The organism is Bacillus sp. J14TS2, from assembly GCF_018333015.1.
Taxonomy (GTDB): Bacteria; Bacillota; Bacilli; order Bacillales; family Bacillaceae_C; genus Lederbergia.
The window spans coordinates 213,211-233,784 of the sequence record NZ_BORE01000002.1 but is presented as its reverse complement, the minus strand read 5'-3'; the positions used below and the strand labels follow the sequence as shown (position 1 = coordinate 233,784).

Below are 20,574 nucleotides of genomic sequence, written 5' to 3'. Positions count from 1 at the left end.
CCTAATTTCGTAATTCACGTCCAGTAAAGTGCAAGAATACATCATTCAAAGTTGGTTCGTTCATTTCAAAACGAATGATTTTATTATTCAAGAAATAGATTTGATTCATCAGGGTAAAAACTTCTTTTCTCTCTTCTATTTGAATATCTACCTCTGTTTTATCTTGTTTCAGTTTATAAGTATTTTTAAGAGTTTTCACAGCTTCTTTAGCAGCAGCTTGATCTTGAAAACTAAGCAAAAGGGTATTAGTATCCAGTTCATTTTTTAGATTTTTCGGCGTTCCAGAGATGATTTCCTTGCCGTGATCAATAATCATAATATGATCAGCAAGGGCTTCTGCTTCTTCCATTGAATTAGTTGTTAAGAAAACCGTTTTTCCTTCTTTGGCTAAGTTTCTAATTTGGTTCCAGATCGCATTTCTGGATTGCACATCCACTCCCAACGTCGGTTCATCCAGCAATAATAACTTGGGTGAGGTCATTAATGCTCTAGCAAGCGCCAGTCTCCGCTGCATTCCGCCTGAATAAGTTCCTACCCGATCATTTTGTCTTTTTTCTAATCCAACTAGATTTAAAGCATTTTGAATGCTAGCATGCCACTCTTTTTTGTTCAGACCATAATATTGTGCATGGAATTGCAAGTTTTCCTTTGCTGTTAAATCATTATAAAGAGCTGTTTCCTGAGGTACGACAGATAAAAGACTGCGTACTTTTTTCATATTTTTGACTGGATCTAACCCCATCACCTTTACATCTCCATCTGTTGGCCTGTTTAATCCATTAATCATATTGATCGTAGTTGTCTTGCCAGATCCATTCGGTCCTAATAATGTAAAGACCATCCCAGCCTCGACTTCAAGGTTTAGATTCTTTAATGCAAAAAATGTTTCTCCTGTGCTTTTGTTGTAAGCTTTATTTAAATCGTGAATGGAAATAGTTTTCATTTGTATTCCCTCCCTATTCATTCCCTAAAACAACATGTTGTTGCTTTTATTGTAATTCGGGTATAATTAAGATACAACCGAATGATTTTGCTGATATGTTGTTTAACAAACACGAAGGAGGAAAGTGTGTATTAACAATCAGATAACCAACAAATAAGGAGGAATTGTCTGATGGAAAAATCAAATGATTTACGGATAACGAAGACAAAGCGGCTTCTTAAAGAAGCATTATTAGCGCTTCTTACAAAAATGGACTTTGAAGCGATTACGATAAAGAAACTAACAATGCATGCTCAAATCAACCGATCTACATTCTATGCACATTTTTACGATAAATATGATTTGTTAGAGAAGACAATGAACGAAGAATTAATCGCTTTTGTAGAAGAAGTTGCCCCAAAAAGTGAAGAGGAATTAGTTTTAGCAGATATCCCGAATCCTTTTTATTTAAGAGCAACGCAATATATTTACCAGCATGGAGAGTTCTTTAAGGTGATGATGGGAGAGAATGGAATCCCCTCTTTTCAACAGCAATTTTTAAAAATTATTGAGGAGTATATGTTAAATCATCTCGAAAAATATCACCCTTCCCCTAATAGAATGGAAATCCCTAAAGAACTGTTTATTCATTATGTGGCAAATGGGTATGTAGGGGTTATTTCTTATTGGCTGGAGAATGACATGCAGTATTCGTCAGAGTACATGGCGGAAAAACTCTCACAAATGACGATAAAAGGTCCTTTTAGTGTTGCAGGGTTAAAATAATTTAACAGAAATTATCGAGGTATTACTTTCTTTTCTTGAGTTAATTTCATAATTATGAATCATTCACACCAGTTGATTGGAGCGGAAATCAACATTGTGCAGATTTTTAACATAAAATTTGTATTATGAAATGGACTCTATTGAAAGATAGATCAAGCAGACTGTCTTTACCATATGCTAAGAAAGGGCGCAATCCTTCCCTCTTTTTGCGCCCTTAATTAATATTGATCAAAAATCCCACATTTTTATTTCCTTACTCTCGGCCATAAAGGCCGGTGGACATATTTAATCATCGTATTGAAAACAACTCCCCATTGATTGGCTGTTAGGAATCCTATTGATGTATCATTCGTTACACCCAAATTTCTTCTTAAATGTTTTAGCTGTGGAGGAGTAAATATCCCTTTTAATGCAACACTAATCGGAGCCTGGGGGTGTTTTAAGCCATATTGTGCCAATCCAAGGAAAATGAGGTAATCCTTGTGCGGTATAATAGGCTCTTTCTTTCTCGTTATTGTAACCATTGCGGAATCCACTTTTGGTGGCGGAGCAAAGTTGTTTCTCGATATTTTTCTGACATAACATATGTCAAACCACATTCTCCAAGCTAACACATAATAATCTTTGACAGACTTTGATGTAAAACGTTTGGCTGCTCCCATCTCCATAACAATCACCCCTTTTTGAAAAGCGCTTGAAGGATTATTTAAAAGCATTTTCATAATGGGAGTTGTAATAGAGTAAGGTATATTTGATACAACGACAAACTCTTCTTTTGGCAAACGGATTTTCAAAATATCCTCATGAAGAATTTTGGTATCAGGTTTATCTGCTGTTTTTCGTTTGAGAATATCTACAAACTTGGCATCATATTCTACAGCGAAAACCTTGCCTGCTCGTTGATTTAATACAGTTGTTAAAGCTCCCTTTCCAGCCCCTAACTCTAAAACAATGTCTTTTTGACTTATATTTGCTTTGTCAACAATTTCATGAATCAGCCTTTTATTATACATTAAATGCTGCCCTGAAAAATTGGGAGGTTTCCCAGGCCTCAATTTTTCGCTACTATACTTATAAGTTTTTTTGGTCATCTCTTCCCATCCTTTCTAAATAAAAAAATCACAGATAATCTGCCTGTGATTCAAAGTAAAGGGAAGTAGACCCATCCTTATTCAGTTAGGAGCAAATTGGCAGCCTTTAGCAAAGATATTTAGACATAAATAAAGAAAGGCAGAACAATCCGCCTTTCTAAACATTACATATCGTTTACTATCATTGTTCGTTGCTGAAAGATAGTATAAGAAATTCACATGATAATTTTCCCCTCAGGAGTTTGTCCAAAAAGTCTGGTAAAAATGACACTGCTTTGAACACGCTCATTAAGGGTAAATTATATGCACTTATAATAAATAATATGAAATGAAGATTATTAAAAAAGAACAGACTAATCCCGTTTACTCTGCATACACAAGCAGAGCCTTTGAAAGTATTCAATTACTGATTCAAAGTTGGGAAACGAAGTCTATTTGCATATGACATTTTTTAATAATCCTCCTTAAATTAAGGTAAATTTACATGTTACATTATAATCAGTATTTTATTAAAAGTCAAACCATTTTGAATCCTGCATTCATAATGGAAAAGCATCCGATCCTATTATAGTAATCGAATAATCCGATATTTAAGTTATATACGCGCATTTCTTATCCGATTTGCTATTTTAGAATATGTCTCTTGTTCCTGAAGGAATGGAAAAATAGAAATTATTTTTTATCACCTTAGTTCATCCAAGTAATAAACATAAAAAATTCATATTATCTTTTTACCAAGCCAATGGGCAAAAAGTAACACTGGAAAGATCAAAATAATGAAAGGTGTGCTGAAAAACATCATATTCCACGTTATAATTTTATTTTCAAATAGTGAATGAAACAATATGATGCTGTACGGAAGGACTATAAATATTGATGTTATAACTCCAGGAGTAATGGACTTAAGAATAATAGATTGAGCAATATGAGTAAATATATGAAGAAAAATGATCAATATCATAATGGTAAATAAATATATATTGCCTAGTGGGCCACCATTAATATATTGACTAGCCATATAGGTCGAGCTGCTAACAAACAAAAAAATAACGAATACTGCAACTGAGAATTGTGCTGTTGACATTGAAAATTGTTTGATCACTCTATCGGCAATTTTTCTTGGTAACTTGGCATAAATAACATCTGAATTTTTATCCATCCACTTTTCAACCATAATTATTTCTTCTAAATCATGCAGAACAAATATCACTGGAAACAGCCAGATAAGCGTTTGAACATCAAGCCATTGTTCCATACTGCCATGCCCCCTAATCTATTTATTCTACTATTCTCTCTTAATTGTTTTCGGATATTCATAAAGTCTTATATCCCGTCGGCGTGATTCCCCATAGAAATAGACAACCGGTTCCACGTATTAATCTGGATAATGACCATGACCAGTTCAACGTATTCCTTTTCACTGCAATATTCTCTTACCTGCTCATACAACGCATTACTAACACCGTTATCTGAAACCATTGTTAGATTCTCTGCCAATTTTAGTGCCACCTGCTCTTCCTCAGAAAATATCCCCGATTCTTTCCACTTCTTTACTGTATCTATCTTTTCATTGGACACCTTTAATTTTTTTGCTGCCTTGGTATGCATATCCAAGCAATAAGAACACCCATTAATTTGTGAGACTCTAATTTTAATAAGCTCCTTCAGCTTTCTGTCAATGGATGTTTTCCGCACGTATTTCTCAGATTCCATAATCGTTTCCATTGCGTCTGGAGCCACTTTAAAATAATTTATTCGATTATCCATTTTCATCATTCCTGCTGCTTTGACAATTCCTTTATTAACTAATTTCGCCATATTCATTCTCCTCTTTTATAGTTTGAGCCTGCTTCATGTTTTTAAGCGACACCGAAGATCCTATTCATTACATCGATACAAGTGCAACACTTGTTGCATTTTCAAGGCTATCGTATACTAGTAGTAACGAATTAGCAATACAATATGAATAAGTCCTACAAACCACCGTGATGTGTGGGATTTAAAAAGAGGAGCGCAACAAGATGTCTCTTTCATCCAATAACCCCTCCGCCATCAGGTCGCAAGAGTGGCTAATGGAAGCCCTATTATCGCTTATGGAAGAAAAGCCTTATGATAAAATTACGATCAAGGAGATTGCTGAAAAAGCGGATTTAGATCGAAGTACCTTTTACCGACATTTCCATTCCAAGGAAGCTGTACTGGAACGATACTTCGATCAGCTAGCACAAGAATACTTACGGAGACTGGCTGCAGGGGAAAATATGGATATGGGAAAAGTGGCTAAAATTTTCATTACCTTTTGGATTGAAGGGATAGAGTTTGCTCGCTTAATCCGCAAAAATGAACTAGACGGCCTATTATTAAAGACTTTTAATAAACATTTACCATCTATCCACAGACTGACCGAAGACAAGTTTGCCTATACCATCAGTGAAGAGAATATGGAATTTGCTTTAGCATTTAATGCAGGTGGGATGTGGAACATCCTGATGAAATGGATAGATAGCGACTTTGAACATTCTTATGACGATTTGGTAAAAGCCTTTGAAGAAATAAGTCGGTTTAACTATTACAGATAAGAAAATCTTAATTAAATGGGGGCGATATTGCTGGAGGTTTGCAGGTAGTCCCTCTGAATAAGGCATCGTGAATGACTTAGCTCATTTGTCTTCATCCCCCACTTAGACTTCTTTGAATTATCCTAGTCTTGAAGTGGGAGTCTTACGGACGGTTGCATCGGGATAAATAAGAAAGACAGAACAATCTGCCTTTCTAAACATTTAAATATTGTTTACTATCATTGTTCGCTGGTATAAAAAATTCACACTAAACTTTCCTAAGACAAATACATGTGCTAATAATGTGAAATGAAGATTATAAAAGGCAATTCAGTTTGAAGATTCACTTTACGTCTTTCCAAGCTTCAAATGAAAATGGAACACTAAGCATTTTAGCAGTTAATTCATCGTAAGATACTAAGTCTTTTTTTGATAACTCTTTTAAAGAGCGTTTCCCCATCGCTCTTAATGCCATTTTCATTTCTTCAATACTTGCTGTTAGGAATTTTTCTGCTGATTGCGTGCCTTCGTCGATCTTAAATTGATTCTTGAATTTCCCTTCATTCCAAACAACTTGTGTAGGTGGTTCAAAAGGTAGGGCATTCAGAGATTGAGAATGTGCAACTGTAAATAAAATGGTTGAACCTAGATAGACAGCATCCGCACCTAGTGCAAGTATTTTTAAAAAGTGTCCCGGTACAAATAATCCTCCCGATACAATTAAACTAATTTGTTCCTTTAGTTTTCTCTTTTTTAGATGATTGGCTGCCCGGAAAACCGCATGTAATGTCGGAATCCCAAAATCATCAGATAAAATTGGCGGGGCTCCATGGGTTGCTGCTTGTCCTCCATCAATTGCAATATAATCAACCCCCATGTAAATTAAATGATCAATATCTTCTTCAATCTTTCCTCCTGCACCGATTTTTGCTCCGATTGGAATACCCCCTGTTAAGGTTCGAAGTTCATCAACAAGTTCTTTCAAATCATCTAGTGTTTGATCCTCATAAAAATTATCATAAATGACAGCATCCTCATCTTCCTTTAATCCCATTATCTTACGAGCACGTCCTGTTAAATTTTCAGGTGAAATTTTTCCTCCTGTTCCCAATAAGGCACCCTGCCCCAATTTAACTTCAATCATATCAGCTCGTTTAAGAAGTTTGTCTTCCTTTGACCACTCTGTTTTAGCAAATTGCAAAATATATTTTCCGGCGGTATCTAATTCCTCAGGAAGCACTCCGCCTTCACCAGAATTGATAGCAGTGCCTACATTTTTTGCTGCTCCTGCCAAAGAAAGCCTCACTTCCTCACTTAGTGCGACACCATAGGCCATACCACTAATGATCAGTGGAATCTTTATTTTCATCGGTTTTTTCGCTTTTGGTCCAATCGTAACGGCAACATCGACTTCTTCCTCTCCATCTAAAGGGAATGGTGATGTTTGAGCAGGGATAAACGTGAGCGTATCTAAATTTGGCCACTTTTTTGAAGAACCAAGCGGTCGATGGAGAACATCGCCTGTTTCTGTACGTAGACTATTTTCCAATATATTTTGAATCCCCATATGTCGCAGCCCCGGTAGTAACTCGATAATATTTTCTTGATAACTATCGGTTAGAATTATTTTTCCTATTTGTTTAACCATTCGCTTCATGATCCAGCGCCAACCAATAAGTATGAATAATATAAGGACAAATAATAGGGAAATCATCACGAAAGACACATAATATAAAAAGTTCGGCATAATCACTTCTCCAATATGGTATAAATTAAGCATTCATTTAACCATTATTGCCCAAAGAGAAGCATTTAAATATTCTATATCGTGAAAAAAGAGCAGGTATTAAACTTTTCTTTACGGAAAGACTACAAGAGATCTTTTAATTTTAGTTGTCACTTTATTTTACACTTAATTTTCGTTAACTTTAGGAGTCTTTTTCTTGTAAGAAGGAGGTCATTTAATGGACTTATTAAATGATAGCAATCATCGGCCTTTCCCATTCCCTTCGAAAAAGTGGATTATGCGACAAACATGGAGAAATCTATTGTTTTTGCATTGGCCTGTTTCACCGGAAAAGCTACGTCCACATATTCCTTCCTCCTTGCAAATTGACACCTTCCATGGATCCGCATGGTTAGGCCTCATTTTATTCGTGATAGAGGGGATTTACCCCCTTGGATTTTCAAATGTTTCCCTTACACCTAAATTTCCAGAAATCAATGTAAGGACATATGTAAAATATAATGGCAAACCTGGCATTTATTTTATGTCTATTGATGTGGAGAACTGGGCGTCATTAAAGATAGCAAAAAACTGGTATCATTTACCCTATCATCCGGCGAAGCTTTCTTTTCGCAAAGTAGAACAAACCTTTCATTGCCATAGTATTCGTAAAGGAAACAACGATCCTCCTGTATCTTTTAAGGGCCAATACATTCCTGTATCAGAAGTTTATTATCCAAAGCAAGGAACACTGGATCATTGGCTTACTGAGCGATATTGTTTATATAGTTCGAATAACAGAGGCAATATCTATTGCGGCGAAATACACCATCGACCTTGGCCATTGCAAAAAGCAAAGATCGAAGTAGATAAAAATACTCTTTTTACTCCTTATCAATTAGATCTTGCTCAAGGAGAACCGATCGCTCATTTTTCAACCGGTGTTGATTCACTGATGTGGAATATAAAAAAAATTCAGATTTAACAAATCCAGGAAATTTATTGATGTAAATAGTATCGAAAGTATCTTTTTTTAAGGAGGAACTTGAGTTTAATGGTTAAATTTAATAAGAAAATTGCATTTTCGCTCGCAACATTAATTTTGCCCTGGCTAACGGTCCCTTTTATGGGGAAAAGAAATATTTTAAGGTTCTTACCTGTTGCAAGTTTTATCAATTTATTCTTAAGCGTATTTAGCCTCATCTGTAACAAGAAGAAATGGTGGAAAACGAATAATCCTATATCTCCAGGGCCAATCGATTTTACATATATTTTAGGTCCTTATTTTGTCGCAACCCTGTGGATATTTAAATTAACGTATGGGAATTTCCGCAAATACCTAATCATGAATATGGTATTGGATTTAGTAAACGCGTATCCTATGCCTTATATTGGAAACAAGTTTGGCATTGTCCAATTTAAAAAGATGACACACACTGGTTGGTATATTATAAATGTATCCTTAGCGGTTATAATCTATGGCTTTCAAGCACTTGTTGAAAAAGCGATTAGGAAAAGCAGTTAGTTTAGCAATATAAAGTTTAATCAAATAAGAACTAAAACAGCTGCTTTTTTAAATTCCTTATTTTGCGTATTCTTTGTTTCGTGCTTTGAAGAGGATAATTTTCAGAGTATTCCAGCATAACATAAATAAAGCCCTGAATTTTCTCATTGGTGCAGAAAATTCAGGGTAATTAATGTTCCTAACAGAGGGCCTGTAAACCGCAAAGTGAAACCTGAACTTTAAACCTTCTTCCATAGACTATCTCCCTTCATATACATCCGTAGCGCCATAGCCAGCAACTTGGCTCTATCTAATGTTTTCTCCTCCATTTACTTGCTTCGAGTCTGTTCTTTATTCTCTTAGCCATAAGTTTTCTTTCTAATTAAGCAAAGGCTTTGCTCATATGGTTCGTGTATCCATACTTTCTTTTAAAGAAATGAATTTCATCTTATCTAAGTGTTCTTATCCCCAAAACAGGAAATGCTCTCCAATATATTTGTATCAGCTTTCCGGATGTCATCAAAAAGTTGATGAAGTCCTCCCCACTCTTTAACCGTACTGTTAAATTTCTTCATCGCTACAACCAATTTATTAATCATACCAATTTTCCGATCAAAGTTTTGGCCAATAGGACAACCGAACATAACCAATTATCATTTGTAATCTCCAAAAGACTTGTATATTTATACTTTACAAGAGAGCAGTTTTTGGCGCCTGCTACCCTTAGAGCAATGGGGCATTAGTGAATATTTTTTATAAATTAATAGAGGTTTTTTTAATCAATAACAGAATATTTATAGATGTAGTTTTTTTGAAATTTGCAATCAGCTTTGTAACATAATCTAATCGTTAAAGTGGGGATAGGAGGAGAAATAGTATGGTTCATTCTGTATTAACAATGTATAAGTACCACATATGGGCAAATGAAGTTATTTTAAATCGCCTAAAAGAACTACCGCAAGACGTTTTCCATAAGGAAGTTAACAGTGGTTTTTCTTCAGCGGCAAAAACAATGTGCCATATATACCTCACAGATTTAGCCTGGCTTGAGATTATTTCTGGTACAAGCATGAGCGATGCAATGGCATACACAAATCAATTGACGGAACAGATGGAAACAAAAAATATTGAGGAAATGAAAGTTGTTTTTACTGAATTATCTAAACGATACAAAAAATATTTAAATGACCAAACAAATTATGAAAAAGTGATTGAAGTTGATAATCCATATGCTGGGCTTCTAGAAACTACAATTTTTGAAACAATTCTCCACCTCGTCACACACGGATCCTATCACCGTGGAAATATAGCTACCATGTTGCGGCAGATCGGTCATACCTCTGTAATGCAAGATTTCGGACTATTTTTATATTCAAATCTTATGGGAGGTGCTCATAATCAGTCATTAACTATGGAGGATGTGAATAATCAGCGATGAAATCAAATCAGAATAATAAAAACTTAAACAAAGTAATAAGTTCACGTGCTCTAAACCGAACACTTTTAGAGCCAGGCAGCTTCTTATAAAACGATCCAACATGTCGATTCCAGATGCCCTTGAGCATCTAATCGGAATGCAATCTCAAACCCCTAATTCACCCTATGTAAGTTTGTGGACTAGAGTAGATAACTTCAAGCATGAAACATTATCTCAGTTATTATTGGATCGCGGCGTTGTACGCATTGCACTTATGCGTTCCACTATCTTTCTTGTTACCAAGCGTGATTGTTTGACACTTCGTCCCTTAATTCAGCCAGTTTTGGATAAAGCTTTGAAAGCTAATTTTGGTCGACGACTAACGGACGTAGATATGAATGAGTTGACAAAAATCAGTAAAGATCTTGTAAAAAGTCAGCCATGTACATTAGGAGAACTCGGCAAACTGCTAAAGGAAACATGGAAAATACAGATTCGTCTGCTCTCGCTGCTGCGGCGCGTAACCTAGTGCCATTGGTCCAGCCTCCTCCTCGAGGAGTTTGGAGAGCTAAAGGTAAAGCCATTCATACTTCGGCTGAGAACTGGTTGGGTCAATCACTTGTTAGTAATTATAGTCTGGAATCACTTATTTTACGCTACTTGAATGCTTTCGGACCAGCTTCGATCGCAGATATACAGACTTGGTCCGGACTAACCAAAATCCGCAAGGTGATTTAGGATCTAAGATTCCAATTAAATACCTTTTTGGACGAAGATGGAAATGAGTTGTTCGATGTCGACCACGCTGATTTTCCGGATATTGATACGCCGGTACCCGTTCGTTTCTTGGCTGAATTTGATAATGTCCTTCTTTCTCATAAAAAACGTTCAAGGATTATAGCTGATGAGTATCGAAGTCGAGTCTTTACAGTCAATGGTATTATTAAAGCTACATTTCTTGTAGGTGGTTATGTCCAAGGGCTCTGGAGAATTGATCAGAAAGGAAAATCCTCCACACTCATTATCGAACCTTTTAAACCATTATCGAAGGTTGATAAAGAGGAACTTGCTATTGAGGGAGACAAATTAATGAATTTTGCTGCTGTTTCCGAGTTTAAGCATATTCAATTTTTGGACCCAATTTAATGAACATCCCTATCACATCGATTTGTCCCTTAAGGTTACAGTAAGAAGTGAATTCAGCAGTCTTTTCAATGCAATGTAGAAGAAATTTACTCTATGATGAAAGCTTATTTGAGCAGCATTCAATCGACCTTTCACCTGCTCTGATGAGTTAAGAAAACCAGCTAATCTATTGACGGAACGAGAGATTAGCTGGTTTTTATCAGCAACTAGAATTATGAAAACTATGAAGTTCCCCTTCAAACTGATATCTCATCAGCAAAAGTTTTCAGTAACGCATCTAATCATGAAGTCTCGTTTCATTAAGCCATAACAAGGCAGCAGAACTCGGTCTTTGCCTTTCGAAATCATTTTATATGCCTTAATTTATCAGGATTGGCCACCATGTATATTGACTCGATTTTTGCGTCATTCATTTCAAAAGAAAGGACGTATTTGACTTTCCCGCTTGAATAAAGGATCATCCCTGGATTTCCATTTACTTTTGCAAACTTGAGTGAAAAATCTTCGGGGATTTTAGTTATAACCCCTAGGAAAAAGCGTGAAATGTATTCGGCACCGTATACTGGCCGAATAGCTGCTGTAACTTTTCCTCCACCGTCGGAATAATAAATCGCATCCTTTTTCAACAATGCCAAGACTTCGCTGATATTTCCGTCTTGCACAGCTTGGGTAAATTTCTCGACATACCCACTTAATTGACCGAAATCCTGCTTGACTGAATTCGGATTGTGCGAGATTCCTTTTTTGGCCCGATGAAAAATCTGCCGACAATTGGTACTGCTTTTACCAACAATTGAGGCAATTTCATCATAGTTGTATTGAAACATTTCACGCAAAAGGAATACTATCCTTTCTGTCTCGGTTAATTGTTGTAATAGCAAAAGATAAGCAGTGGATATAGATTCCTTGGTCATATAGAAGCTTGAGGGGTCATCTGAATATTCTTCTACAAGTGGCTCGGGCAACCAGGTTCCAATATAGACTTCACGTTTTTTTGCCGCAGAGCGTAATGTATCAATGCTGCGATTCGTTACAATTTTGCATAAATAAGCTTTGATATCGTGAATCTCCTCTGAGGGATCTGCTTTTTCCAACAATAGAAACGCCTCATGAACAATATCCTCAGCATCCATGACACTCCCCAGCATGCGATAAGCTAAAGAAAACAATAACGGTTTATATGTTTGATACAGCTTTTCAGTCTTCATACAAATGCCCTTCTCTCATCTAAAAACCTTGTGGTTCTCTAAAATATGCATGGCTGCCCGCTTCCCACTCGCAACTGCCGCATCAGTAAGTAGTTCTTCATCCCCTGCCCAATCTCCTGCTACATAAAGACCTTTGATTTCAGGAATGGCAGGACCGGGTATGCCCTCTCTATCAACACGAGGAAAATCATGAACAACAGTCATTCGCGGTAAAAATTGCTGGTTGATCAATCCTTCTCGCCATCCAGGTTGAAGAAGATCCATTGTTTGTTCCAATTGTTTCTTATTAGCTTGAGGATCATAGCTTTGATCCCCAGGATGATGGTATTTTATCAAATGTACAATAGCTTCGTTTGCACTGCTCAATCTTGCGGCTCTTGATTCATTGGTAAAATAAGTTGGTTGATCCAAACCTAAGACAAACTGGTGAGACGGGTTTGGTAAATGGCTTAAGCCTAGATCCAGACAAGTCACTGTAATCGGAACTGCTTGCTCTTTCCACCGATGCAAAGAGGTGCTTTCTACACCTTTTATCAGGCGGCACGCTTCTTCTGGCGGGGTAGCAATCACGACATTTTCAGTTTCAAACGATTCACCATTGGCACAATGAACTTTTTGCACATGGTCGTCATGTTCAATCTCCACCGCTCTAGATTTGCAAAACATTTCTACCCCCTTGCTTATTCCGGTTTTTCTTAATTCTGAAACAATCGTCTCCCACCCACCATCAACATACATAACTTCCTTTTTCATAGATCTTTGAAGTTGTCTAATTACTGAGCTGATAAGTTGTAGATCTGGAGCATATGCATAAGTCGTTGTACGACTTAACGTATAAAAATGGTGTCTGACCATTGGACTTTTAACTTCCCGTTCCGCCCATTTACGCAAACTCATGATAGGCATTTTTTCTGCATCCATTTTCCACACTCGAATCATCAACTGTGCGAATTGCACTTTTTCAGACCATGAGAGCAATGAAGACGTGATAAGTGAACCAAATCCCGTTGCCAATGGGTACACTTTATTTTTCCATATACCATGAGTCTGGGCAAAAGCGTTTCCCCCATAAATCTTGATACCAAGTTGTTTAAAAGCAGCCATGGCTTCTCCATCGGTAAATAGTGCATGGGCACCGATATTAAATAACATACCGTTAACGTGGTTCGTAATAGCACGACCCCCGAATTGATTCGATTTCTCAAGAAGGATGACATGTTTCCCCTCTTTAGCTAAATAATTCGCGGCAGTTAGACCGGCTATTCCCCCGCCAATAATAACAACATCGACCTTTTCCATTTAAACTTCCCCTCCTTCTATAATCAAGACGATTAAAGGTGAGGTTCTGTGACATGGTTGATGCACAAAAAGGTTTCAAGCAAATTTCTTATTGCTTGAAACCTTCTTGTTGAGGCTACTCCAAGAACATTAGTCTAGCTTTTTCCAAACATCCCACTCGCCAGAATCAGATGGTTTTTCACCACGCGTCCACCATTTTGCTTCATAAAGAATACCGTTATCATATACCTTATCTCCTGCTACATACACCTTCGATGATTGCCAGTCTGAAATATGATTAGGGCCTTCATGCTTAATTTCCTTCCAGACATCCCATTCGCCAGAATCGGAAGGCTTTTCCCCTCTGGTCCACCATTTCGCCTCATAAGTCTTACCTTTATAGTTGACACGATCCCCTGCTACATACACTTTGTCTGCAGACCATTCTTCATCTTGCTTTTCTTTAACAATCGAGAACGTTTCAAGATGCTTGTTTTCATTTGTCTTCGTAGTTGTATAGGATGTATTAAAAGTAATTTTCTCATCTGTTACCGTGACTTGACTATATGTCATCTTATTTCCCTCTGGGGAGGCTTCATCTTCTACATTTGTATTTTTTATATCAAGGAAATCATAGTTAGGAATAAGCGGATCACCAGCTGTGACGGAATAATTTTTAGGATTATAAAATTTTAAACCGCCTGAAGCGATTGTGTAATATAACGGTGCATCAGGTGCAAAAACGGTTAAAGGATTGGCTGGATGAACTAGCTCAGCCTTTTCCTTCGTACCATCACCATTTACAAAACCGCGGCTGTATACATGATCATGACCAGAGAGGACAACATCAATCTTTAATTCATCCAATACTGGTGAAAGGGCAGTGCGAAGCTTAATAATACCTGAGTCGGTAATGTGGCTCGCCCCAGAATAAATCCCTTTATGGAATAAGACAATTTTCCATTGCTTGTCACTAGCCTGCATATCTTCTCGTAACCAATTAATTTGCTGATCAATCTCTTCATCTGTTATATTTTCCGTATTTAATGATGCAAAATGAGCAGATCCATAATCGAATGAATAAACATAAGGTAGCTCAAGATCTGTAATTTGCTTTCCGCTTTCTGGTGAAGGAAAATAATTATCTAAGTAAAGTCCACTGGCACTATCATGATTACCAATGACAGGTACCATAAATGTATCCTGATAAAGATTATGTGAAACATCAAAGAATGTATCCCATTGATCCGGATTATTTGCTGTGTTTGTAAAATCTCCTGCTAGATAGGTGAAATCAACCTTATCCTTTAATTGTTTTGTCGCATTCTTTAACATCTGTTCTGTTTTCTTCCCATCACCTGCTGCGGTGTCAAATTGGGTATCTGAGATATAAAGAAAGGAAAAATTCTCTTCTGTACTAGCAGTCTTAAACTGGCCCTCCTCACTCCATCCTTTTTCTGAACCATCTCCTACGCGGTAGCGGTATTTAGTATTTTCTTCAAGAGAGCTAGCAGTAACTTTACTATAAGCACGTCCATTTTTGAAGGTGATATCACTACTTGAGAAAACTAATTTATTCTTGGATGAGAATCCTTTAGGGTCTGATTTCTTGACGATTTGCGCAACCGCCTTTGTAACCTCCTGATCATGCGTTTCCCAAGCGAGTGTCATGCTGTTATTAGGGGTCTCAGTGACAGTGGAAGTAATGACCGACGGCGGGATCTCTGCCGCAAAAATAGGTTGGGCAACACCGATTGACAGAGCTAAAACTGAACTTAATAATATACTAGTTTTGAATTTCAAGTGAATTCTCCTCCCATATTCTTATTCTTTCTCAGTATAATTGACTAATATTTATCGTTTATGAATTGAGAGTAAAGAATAGTTAAGAATATATGAAGGTTACAAATACTTTGGTTTTTGAACAAAATGGCCAAGGTGCAGTCCCTTCAAAAAAGCATAGCATTTAGTAAGGGGGAGCCTCCGCAGTCTTGACTTTTGATATATTCCTTTATGACTGATACGGTGCTCCCCCTGTTGTTAGGATGAGCTAGCTTTTTACTCCAAAAATACGGTTTCCAATAATGTAGAATAGTTTTTAATTCACTACCTTGCATTATTCAGTACTCTATGCTATTATTTATCGTGTAGTACTGAATAATGAATAGTAGTTACTTTTGCGATCTATGTCTAATTTTAACCAAAACACGGACTCTTTGTTCACTATGTCGATACATATCACATAGTTTCACACGCTATGCAATTCGAAGAAGAACTGTTCAGTATTTTTAGCATTGATTGATTTATCTAGCGTAAAGGTCATCCCTAAGCGGATTGGCGATAACTCGAAAGGCGGTACATCCATGTTTGACATTAGTTCAAAGAATCAAAAGAAAGTACACAGAAGTCTGCTACCCAAGATTCCTCTTCCAGGCATCTCTCCTCTTCCCCCCGGATGGAAAGGAGCTATTTTTGGAGTGTCACTTGTTACATTGTTCATTTGTTTAGTGCAAGCTTCCTATTATCTTGGGTCACGAGGGTTTCAGGACTACTTCATAGGTACAGTATTATCTCTGCTAGCCATTCTGGGAATCACGGGTCTTATTACTAGCGGGTTGCATTGGGCTAAAAAAATGCCTTCTCGGTATGTATGGTTTCTGCTATCCTCCATTTGTTTGCTGTATCTCAGTTTTTTAGGCCCCTTACCGTTATCGTTATCCGTCCTTTTTTGCATCATCTTCTCCTTTTCCCTGCTTGGATCCTTAGTTTATAGATTTATAAAGGGTTCCTATCGCGAAACTTCAAGATGGGTAAAAGTAACGGCAGGCACGGGAGTTGCAGCGATGTGCATTTTCATTTGCTTATTGGGATATTGGCTCACTAGTGAAGGCTTTGCTAACTTGGTAGTTCAGAATCCTTTACAAACCGTTAAGACTACGAACAATTACTCAAGCTCCGTGGCCAATCCGGCTGACCCTGGCCCATTTCGTGTAAAATCAATTGCCTATATAAGCGATCCAACGTATCGCAAAGATCTTGATTCCCAAGGACACTTGACGACAGAGCCTGTGGATGGCTCGGCATTTGTGGACAATTGGTCTTCCAGACGTACAAACACCTTCGGTTTTGGTCCAGAAGCGATGCCGCTGAATGGCTCGGTTTGGTATCCTGAAGGTGATGGTCCCTTCCCACTTGTACTCGTTGTACATGGTAATCATCTTGCGACTGAATTCTCTGATCCCGGATATGCCTATTTGGGAAAATTACTGGCAAGTCGTGGATTTATCATGGCTTCGATCGATGAGAACTTTTTAAATATTTCTCCGTACGATGATCTATTTATTTTAGATGGATTAGAAGATGAAAACCGTGCAAGAGGTTGGTTGTTGCTCCAACATTTAAAAACGTGGGAAACATGGAATGCTTCTAAAGGAAATCCGTTTCATGGCAAAGTAGATATGCAGCATATTGCTCTGATAGGACATTCCCGTGGTGGTGAGGCCATCACTACGGCAGCCGCCTACAACCAAATGACAACATATCCAGAGGATGCAAATATCAAATTTGATTACCATTTTAATATAAAATCCCTTATCTCGATCGCGGGTACCGACATGCAGTATCAACCGGGAGGACAACCCATCAAGCTTCAAGACATCAACTATTTGTCCCTACATGGTTCCCACGACATGGATGTCAATTCGTTCGTTGGGGCGAATCAGTATTATCGTACATGTTTTACTGAAAATAGTGATTATATCAAATCATATGTATATATCTACGGTGCAAATCATGGACAATTCAATACGATTTGGGGTGGAACCGATGCTGTTGGTGTAGGAAACATGTTGTTCAATAACTCAGAGATCCTTCCTGGTGAACAACAGATTCAAGCTGCAGAAGTATTGATATCATCCTTTTTGGAGGCTACGTTGAAGGACAATAATTCATATCGGATGGTATTTCAAGATCTGGGATACGCCAAGGAGTGGTTGCCCGAAACAATGTATATTAACAATTATTGGGACGGAAAAACCACCACCGTCACTAATTATGAAGAAGATTCCGATCCGGGGACAACCACGTTGCCTGGCGGACGTTTGGAAGGGGACTCCCTCAAGGTTTGGAAAGAAGACAAAGTAAAAATGGAACTGTCAGATGAGCAGTATAACGCGGTTTTTTTAGAATGGGATAACACAACAGTTACCTCCACGCCTGCTTATAATGTCATATTGCCAGATTCCGCTGTTGATATAACTGACACAAGCACTATTGTATTTTCCCTCGCCAACCTTGATACCGAGCAAGACGTTAGTGCCGCGGACGCTTTGGTCGACTTAACGATTTCCGTTGAAGATAAAAATGGAAATATAAGTCATTTGCCACTTAGCAAGTTCTCTCCGCTCCTTCCCATGCTTGAAGGCGTTCTTGCCAAGCGGCCGTTAGGATTCTTCCAAACGATTAAGGAACCAATTTTTCAAAATTTTGCGTTCAATATCAATGATTTTGTCAAAGCCGACACCAATTTGGTGCCCGAACGGATCGACAAGATCAGTTTTATTTTTGATCGGACCACCAAAGGAAAAATTTTAATGAAAGACATCGGTATCCGAAATGACCAAAAATAAAAGTCGACATTCAGTCGACAGCTCCTGTAAGCTTAACTTAGGGATACTTATGGAAACAACGATCTTAGTATTATTTTTTGCCTTGCCAGATTTCGTTGGAGGCTTGTTCTGAAACCACCTGGGCGGGAAGTCTACTGCAGTTGAATCGAGGTGGTTCTGATCTGTCCAAACTGTCAGTAGTATTTCATAAGATAAGACGTGCAATGCAAATCTTTTTTTATTGGACAGGAAGCCATTCCGAACTATGCGCTGAAATATAGGGAGTGTTGGTGACATTTATGCGAATGACACTATCAACTTTTCGCCTGCCCTAATAAGCTTAAACTCAAAATCCCCACTCTTGAACAAGCGGGGATTTTTTCTCATTACTTATTTCTCCGTATTTCCTTATTGACATCACGAAGCGCTTTTTTTGAGCCTCGTTCAATATCACGATTTCGTTTTCGGGTTTTATAGTCAACAAATAGAGTGTCTACATCATAACCTTCTGGATACAGCTCTGCAGCTTTTAACTCCAAAACCAATCGTTTCTCATTAATTTTAATAAATTGATTTTGATAAAACACAGTAACGTTATGATCATCATCTTTTTCCTTGTATACAATTCCGATGTCGTCCTGGTCTAGCAGCTTTACACGATCTCCTTTCTGATAATCCAGATGATTTTCTACTATTTCAATAACTGGTTTTGGTTTTCGGATTTTATTTTCTTTTAATCGTTCTAGGCTGTATTCTTTATTTTTCATATAGTCTTCTGCTCTTCTTAGAACATTTTCTGGTACATTCATCTTTCTCGAAATCCATAAGGCGTTACTATCTCCCGATTGGCCGATGAGCAGTTTATATAAGGGTTCAAGTGTTTCATGATCAAATTGCATAGCAGCATTCATAAAATCATTATGCCATTCAGAAAAGCGTTTGATTTCTCCATAATGCGTTGTCGCAATGGTTATACATCCTCTAAGATAAAATTCTTCCAAAAGAGAAATGGCTAACGCTGCTCCTTCATTAGGTTCTGTTCCACTGCCAATCTCATCAAACAGTAGTAATGTATTATTGTTTACAGATTGCAGGATTTCCGATAGGTTCTTCATGTGAGAAGAGAACGTACTAAGGGCATTTTCTAGACTCTGATTATCGCCAATATCGACAAAAATACGGGCAAATATGGCAATTTGAGTTTCTTTCGAAGCTGTAATATGAAACCCGGACATTGTTGCCAAAGTGACAAGACCAATTGTTTTCAGTACAATTGTTTTTCCGCCAGCATTAGGACCCGTTATAATCAAACTGCGATAACTACTCCCAATTTGAAATTGAAGCGGAACAATATGACCTGATAATAACGGATGCTTGCAATCAACTAATTTAATATCTCCATGCTCATTAATTTTCGGCTCAATCCCATTCATAATTCTGCTATATTTAGCTTTAGCAAAAACCATGTCATATTGGGATATAAGCTCAATATTAATTTTAATCGGTTGAAGATTTTCCGCCACTAGCCCTGTTAAAGTAGCGAGTATTTGATATTCCAACATATCCTCTTCGGATTTTAATGTTGCTAATTCAACACTTAATTTCCCTACCACATTAGGTTCCATAAAGACTGTTGAACCTTTAGAAGATATTTCAATAACGCTACCATGTACATGATTTTTGTATGAAGCTTTTATCGGTATTGTATAGCGATCATCCTTAACGCTAATAACGAATTCCTGAATATATTTTTTATTAACAGTACTGTTTAGGAATTTATTCAATCGATCTTTAATTTTTTGTTCAGTGGATTCGATTTGGAAACGAACACGTTTGAGCTCTTTGCTGGCAGCCGAATCAATCTGATTATTTTTAATAGAAAAATTAATTTCCTCTTCTATCCCCGTGAATTCTGTCATGGAATTAGCATACACCGCTAATGTCGGTGCCATCCCTTCTTTGTTACACATGAAAGTTTTAATCCTCCGGCAGCCCCTTAAAAAGTCAGAAAAACGGAAAAGCTCCTCTGGATCTAAAATGATGCCCTTATCTAATTTGTCGATGGTATGTTCAATGTTGGAAATCCCGATAAATGGTACATTTCCTCCTGCATCCAGAATGCTACGGGCTTCAGTGGTTTCAGTTAATCGATGTTTTACTACCTTTAGATTAGAACTTGGAGTTAATGTATCAATTAATTGTTGTCCAAGCCCGCTCACACAATACGATTTTACAATTTCTTTTAGCTCGTTGTATTGTAATTTTTCAAAAGTATTTTCATTCATGTTTTCATTCTCCTCAATGTGATTATTTAATCAGCAATGAAGATAC

General features: G+C 37.4%; 18 protein-coding genes and 1 pseudogene. 8 read left to right on the top strand and 11 right to left on the bottom strand.

Features of this window, described 5'->3' with window-relative positions:
- Window position 1 precedes the first annotated feature (1 nt).
- Window positions 2-943, bottom strand: coding sequence for an ABC transporter ATP-binding protein (locus tag KI375_RS03700; RefSeq protein ID WP_212972199.1), 942 nt, complete (start codon window positions 941-943; stop codon window positions 2-4).
- A gap of 171 nt (window positions 944-1,114) precedes the next feature.
- On the opposite strand from KI375_RS03700, the gene KI375_RS03695 reads away from it, so the two are divergent.
- Window positions 1,115-1,708: a TetR/AcrR family transcriptional regulator gene (locus KI375_RS03695; RefSeq protein WP_212972198.1), complete on the top strand. Its 594-nt coding sequence runs from the start codon at window positions 1,115-1,117 to the stop codon at window positions 1,706-1,708.
- Window positions 1,709-1,953: 245 nt separating this feature from the next.
- Here KI375_RS03695 and erm read toward each other — a convergent pair whose 3' ends face one another.
- The 3 genes from erm to KI375_RS03680 form a co-directional block, all read right to left on the bottom strand.
- Window positions 1,954-2,799 (bottom strand): 23S ribosomal RNA methyltransferase Erm, encoded by an 846-nt coding sequence (erm, locus tag KI375_RS03690; protein ID WP_212972197.1) that lies wholly within the window; start codon window positions 2,797-2,799, stop codon window positions 1,954-1,956.
- A 718-nt stretch (window positions 2,800-3,517) separates the two neighbouring features.
- Window positions 3,518-4,054 (bottom strand): HXXEE domain-containing protein, encoded by a 537-nt coding sequence (locus KI375_RS03685; protein ID WP_212972196.1) that lies wholly within the window; start codon window positions 4,052-4,054, stop codon window positions 3,518-3,520.
- A 68-nt stretch (window positions 4,055-4,122) separates the two neighbouring features.
- Window positions 4,123-4,617, bottom strand: coding sequence for a carboxymuconolactone decarboxylase family protein (locus tag KI375_RS03680; RefSeq protein WP_244852250.1), 495 nt, complete (start codon window positions 4,615-4,617; stop codon window positions 4,123-4,125).
- 203 nt (window positions 4,618-4,820) lie between these two features.
- Between KI375_RS03680 and KI375_RS03675 the strand changes: the two genes are divergently transcribed.
- The gene (locus tag KI375_RS03675; RefSeq protein WP_212972195.1) at window positions 4,821-5,378 is read left to right on the top strand and encodes a TetR/AcrR family transcriptional regulator; all 558 of its coding nucleotides are present in this window, start codon (window positions 4,821-4,823) and stop codon (window positions 5,376-5,378) included.
- Window positions 5,379-5,700: 322 nt separating this feature from the next.
- On the opposite strand, the gene KI375_RS03670 is transcribed toward KI375_RS03675, so the two are convergent.
- On the bottom strand, window positions 5,701-7,104 hold the full coding sequence (locus KI375_RS03670; protein WP_212972194.1) for an FMN-binding glutamate synthase family protein: 1,404 nt from the start codon (window positions 7,102-7,104) through the stop codon (window positions 5,701-5,703).
- Window positions 7,105-7,321: 217 nt separating this feature from the next.
- Here KI375_RS03670 and KI375_RS03665 point away from each other — a divergent pair, with 217 nt between their 5' ends.
- Together KI375_RS03665 and KI375_RS03660 are read left to right on the top strand one after the other, a co-directional pair.
- Window positions 7,322-8,068: a YqjF family protein gene (locus tag KI375_RS03665; RefSeq protein WP_212972193.1), complete on the top strand. Its 747-nt coding sequence runs from the start codon at window positions 7,322-7,324 to the stop codon at window positions 8,066-8,068.
- A 69-nt stretch (window positions 8,069-8,137) separates the two neighbouring features.
- On the top strand, window positions 8,138-8,608 hold the full coding sequence (locus KI375_RS03660) for a hypothetical protein (RefSeq protein WP_207449647.1): 471 nt from the start codon (window positions 8,138-8,140) through the stop codon (window positions 8,606-8,608).
- Window positions 8,609-8,665: 57 nt separating this feature from the next.
- On the opposite strand, the gene KI375_RS03655 is transcribed toward KI375_RS03660, so the two are convergent.
- Entirely contained in the window at window positions 8,666-8,842 is a 177-nt protein-coding gene (locus tag KI375_RS03655) for a hypothetical protein (protein ID WP_212972192.1), read from the bottom strand.
- Between the two features lie 197 nt (window positions 8,843-9,039).
- On the bottom strand, window positions 9,040-9,231 hold the full coding sequence (locus KI375_RS03650; protein ID WP_212972191.1) for a hypothetical protein: 192 nt from the start codon (window positions 9,229-9,231) through the stop codon (window positions 9,040-9,042).
- A gap of 233 nt (window positions 9,232-9,464) precedes the next feature.
- Between KI375_RS03650 and KI375_RS03645 the strand changes: the two genes are divergently transcribed.
- The 3 genes and pseudogenes from KI375_RS03645 to KI375_RS27895 all read left to right on the top strand — a co-directional run bounded on the left by KI375_RS03645 (window position 9,465) and on the right by KI375_RS27895 (window position 11,150).
- On the top strand, window positions 9,465-10,025 hold the full coding sequence (locus tag KI375_RS03645; protein WP_212972190.1) for a DinB family protein: 561 nt from the start codon (window positions 9,465-9,467) through the stop codon (window positions 10,023-10,025).
- Window positions 10,026-10,125: 100 nt separating this feature from the next.
- Window positions 10,126-10,533, top strand: coding sequence for a DNA glycosylase AlkZ-like family protein (locus KI375_RS27265; RefSeq protein WP_244852248.1), 408 nt, complete (start codon window positions 10,126-10,128; stop codon window positions 10,531-10,533).
- A pseudogene (locus KI375_RS27895) lies at window positions 10,446-11,150 on the top strand (winged helix DNA-binding domain-containing protein). The gene KI375_RS27265 and the pseudogene KI375_RS27895 overlap by 88 nt, the downstream one beginning before the upstream one ends.
- A 344-nt stretch (window positions 11,151-11,494) precedes the next feature.
- Here KI375_RS27895 and KI375_RS03635 read toward each other — a convergent pair.
- The 3 genes from KI375_RS03635 to KI375_RS03625 form a co-directional block, all read right to left on the bottom strand.
- Entirely contained in the window at window positions 11,495-12,358 is an 864-nt protein-coding gene (locus KI375_RS03635) for an RNA polymerase sigma-70 factor (RefSeq protein ID WP_212972189.1), read from the bottom strand.
- Window positions 12,359-12,373: 15 nt separating this feature from the next.
- Window positions 12,374-13,657: a protoporphyrinogen/coproporphyrinogen oxidase gene (locus KI375_RS03630; protein WP_212972188.1), complete on the bottom strand. Its 1,284-nt coding sequence runs from the start codon at window positions 13,655-13,657 to the stop codon at window positions 12,374-12,376.
- Window positions 13,658-13,786: 129 nt separating this feature from the next.
- The gene (locus tag KI375_RS03625) at window positions 13,787-15,439 is read right to left on the bottom strand and encodes a carbohydrate-binding protein (RefSeq protein WP_212972187.1); all 1,653 of its coding nucleotides are present in this window, start codon (window positions 15,437-15,439) and stop codon (window positions 13,787-13,789) included.
- A gap of 560 nt (window positions 15,440-15,999) precedes the next feature.
- Between KI375_RS03625 and KI375_RS03620 the strand changes: the two genes are divergently transcribed.
- Window positions 16,000-18,264 carry an MFS transporter gene (locus KI375_RS03620; protein WP_212972186.1) on the top strand — a complete coding sequence of 755 codons (2,265 nt, stop codon included), beginning with the start codon at window positions 16,000-16,002 and terminating at the stop codon, window positions 18,262-18,264.
- 365 nt (window positions 18,265-18,629) lie between these two features.
- On the opposite strand, the gene KI375_RS03615 is transcribed toward KI375_RS03620, so the two are convergent.
- A complete protein-coding gene (locus KI375_RS03615) occupies window positions 18,630-20,528 on the bottom strand; it encodes an endonuclease MutS2 (protein WP_212972185.1) in 1,899 nt (632 codons plus the stop codon).
- Window positions 20,529-20,574: the final 46 nt, after the last annotated feature.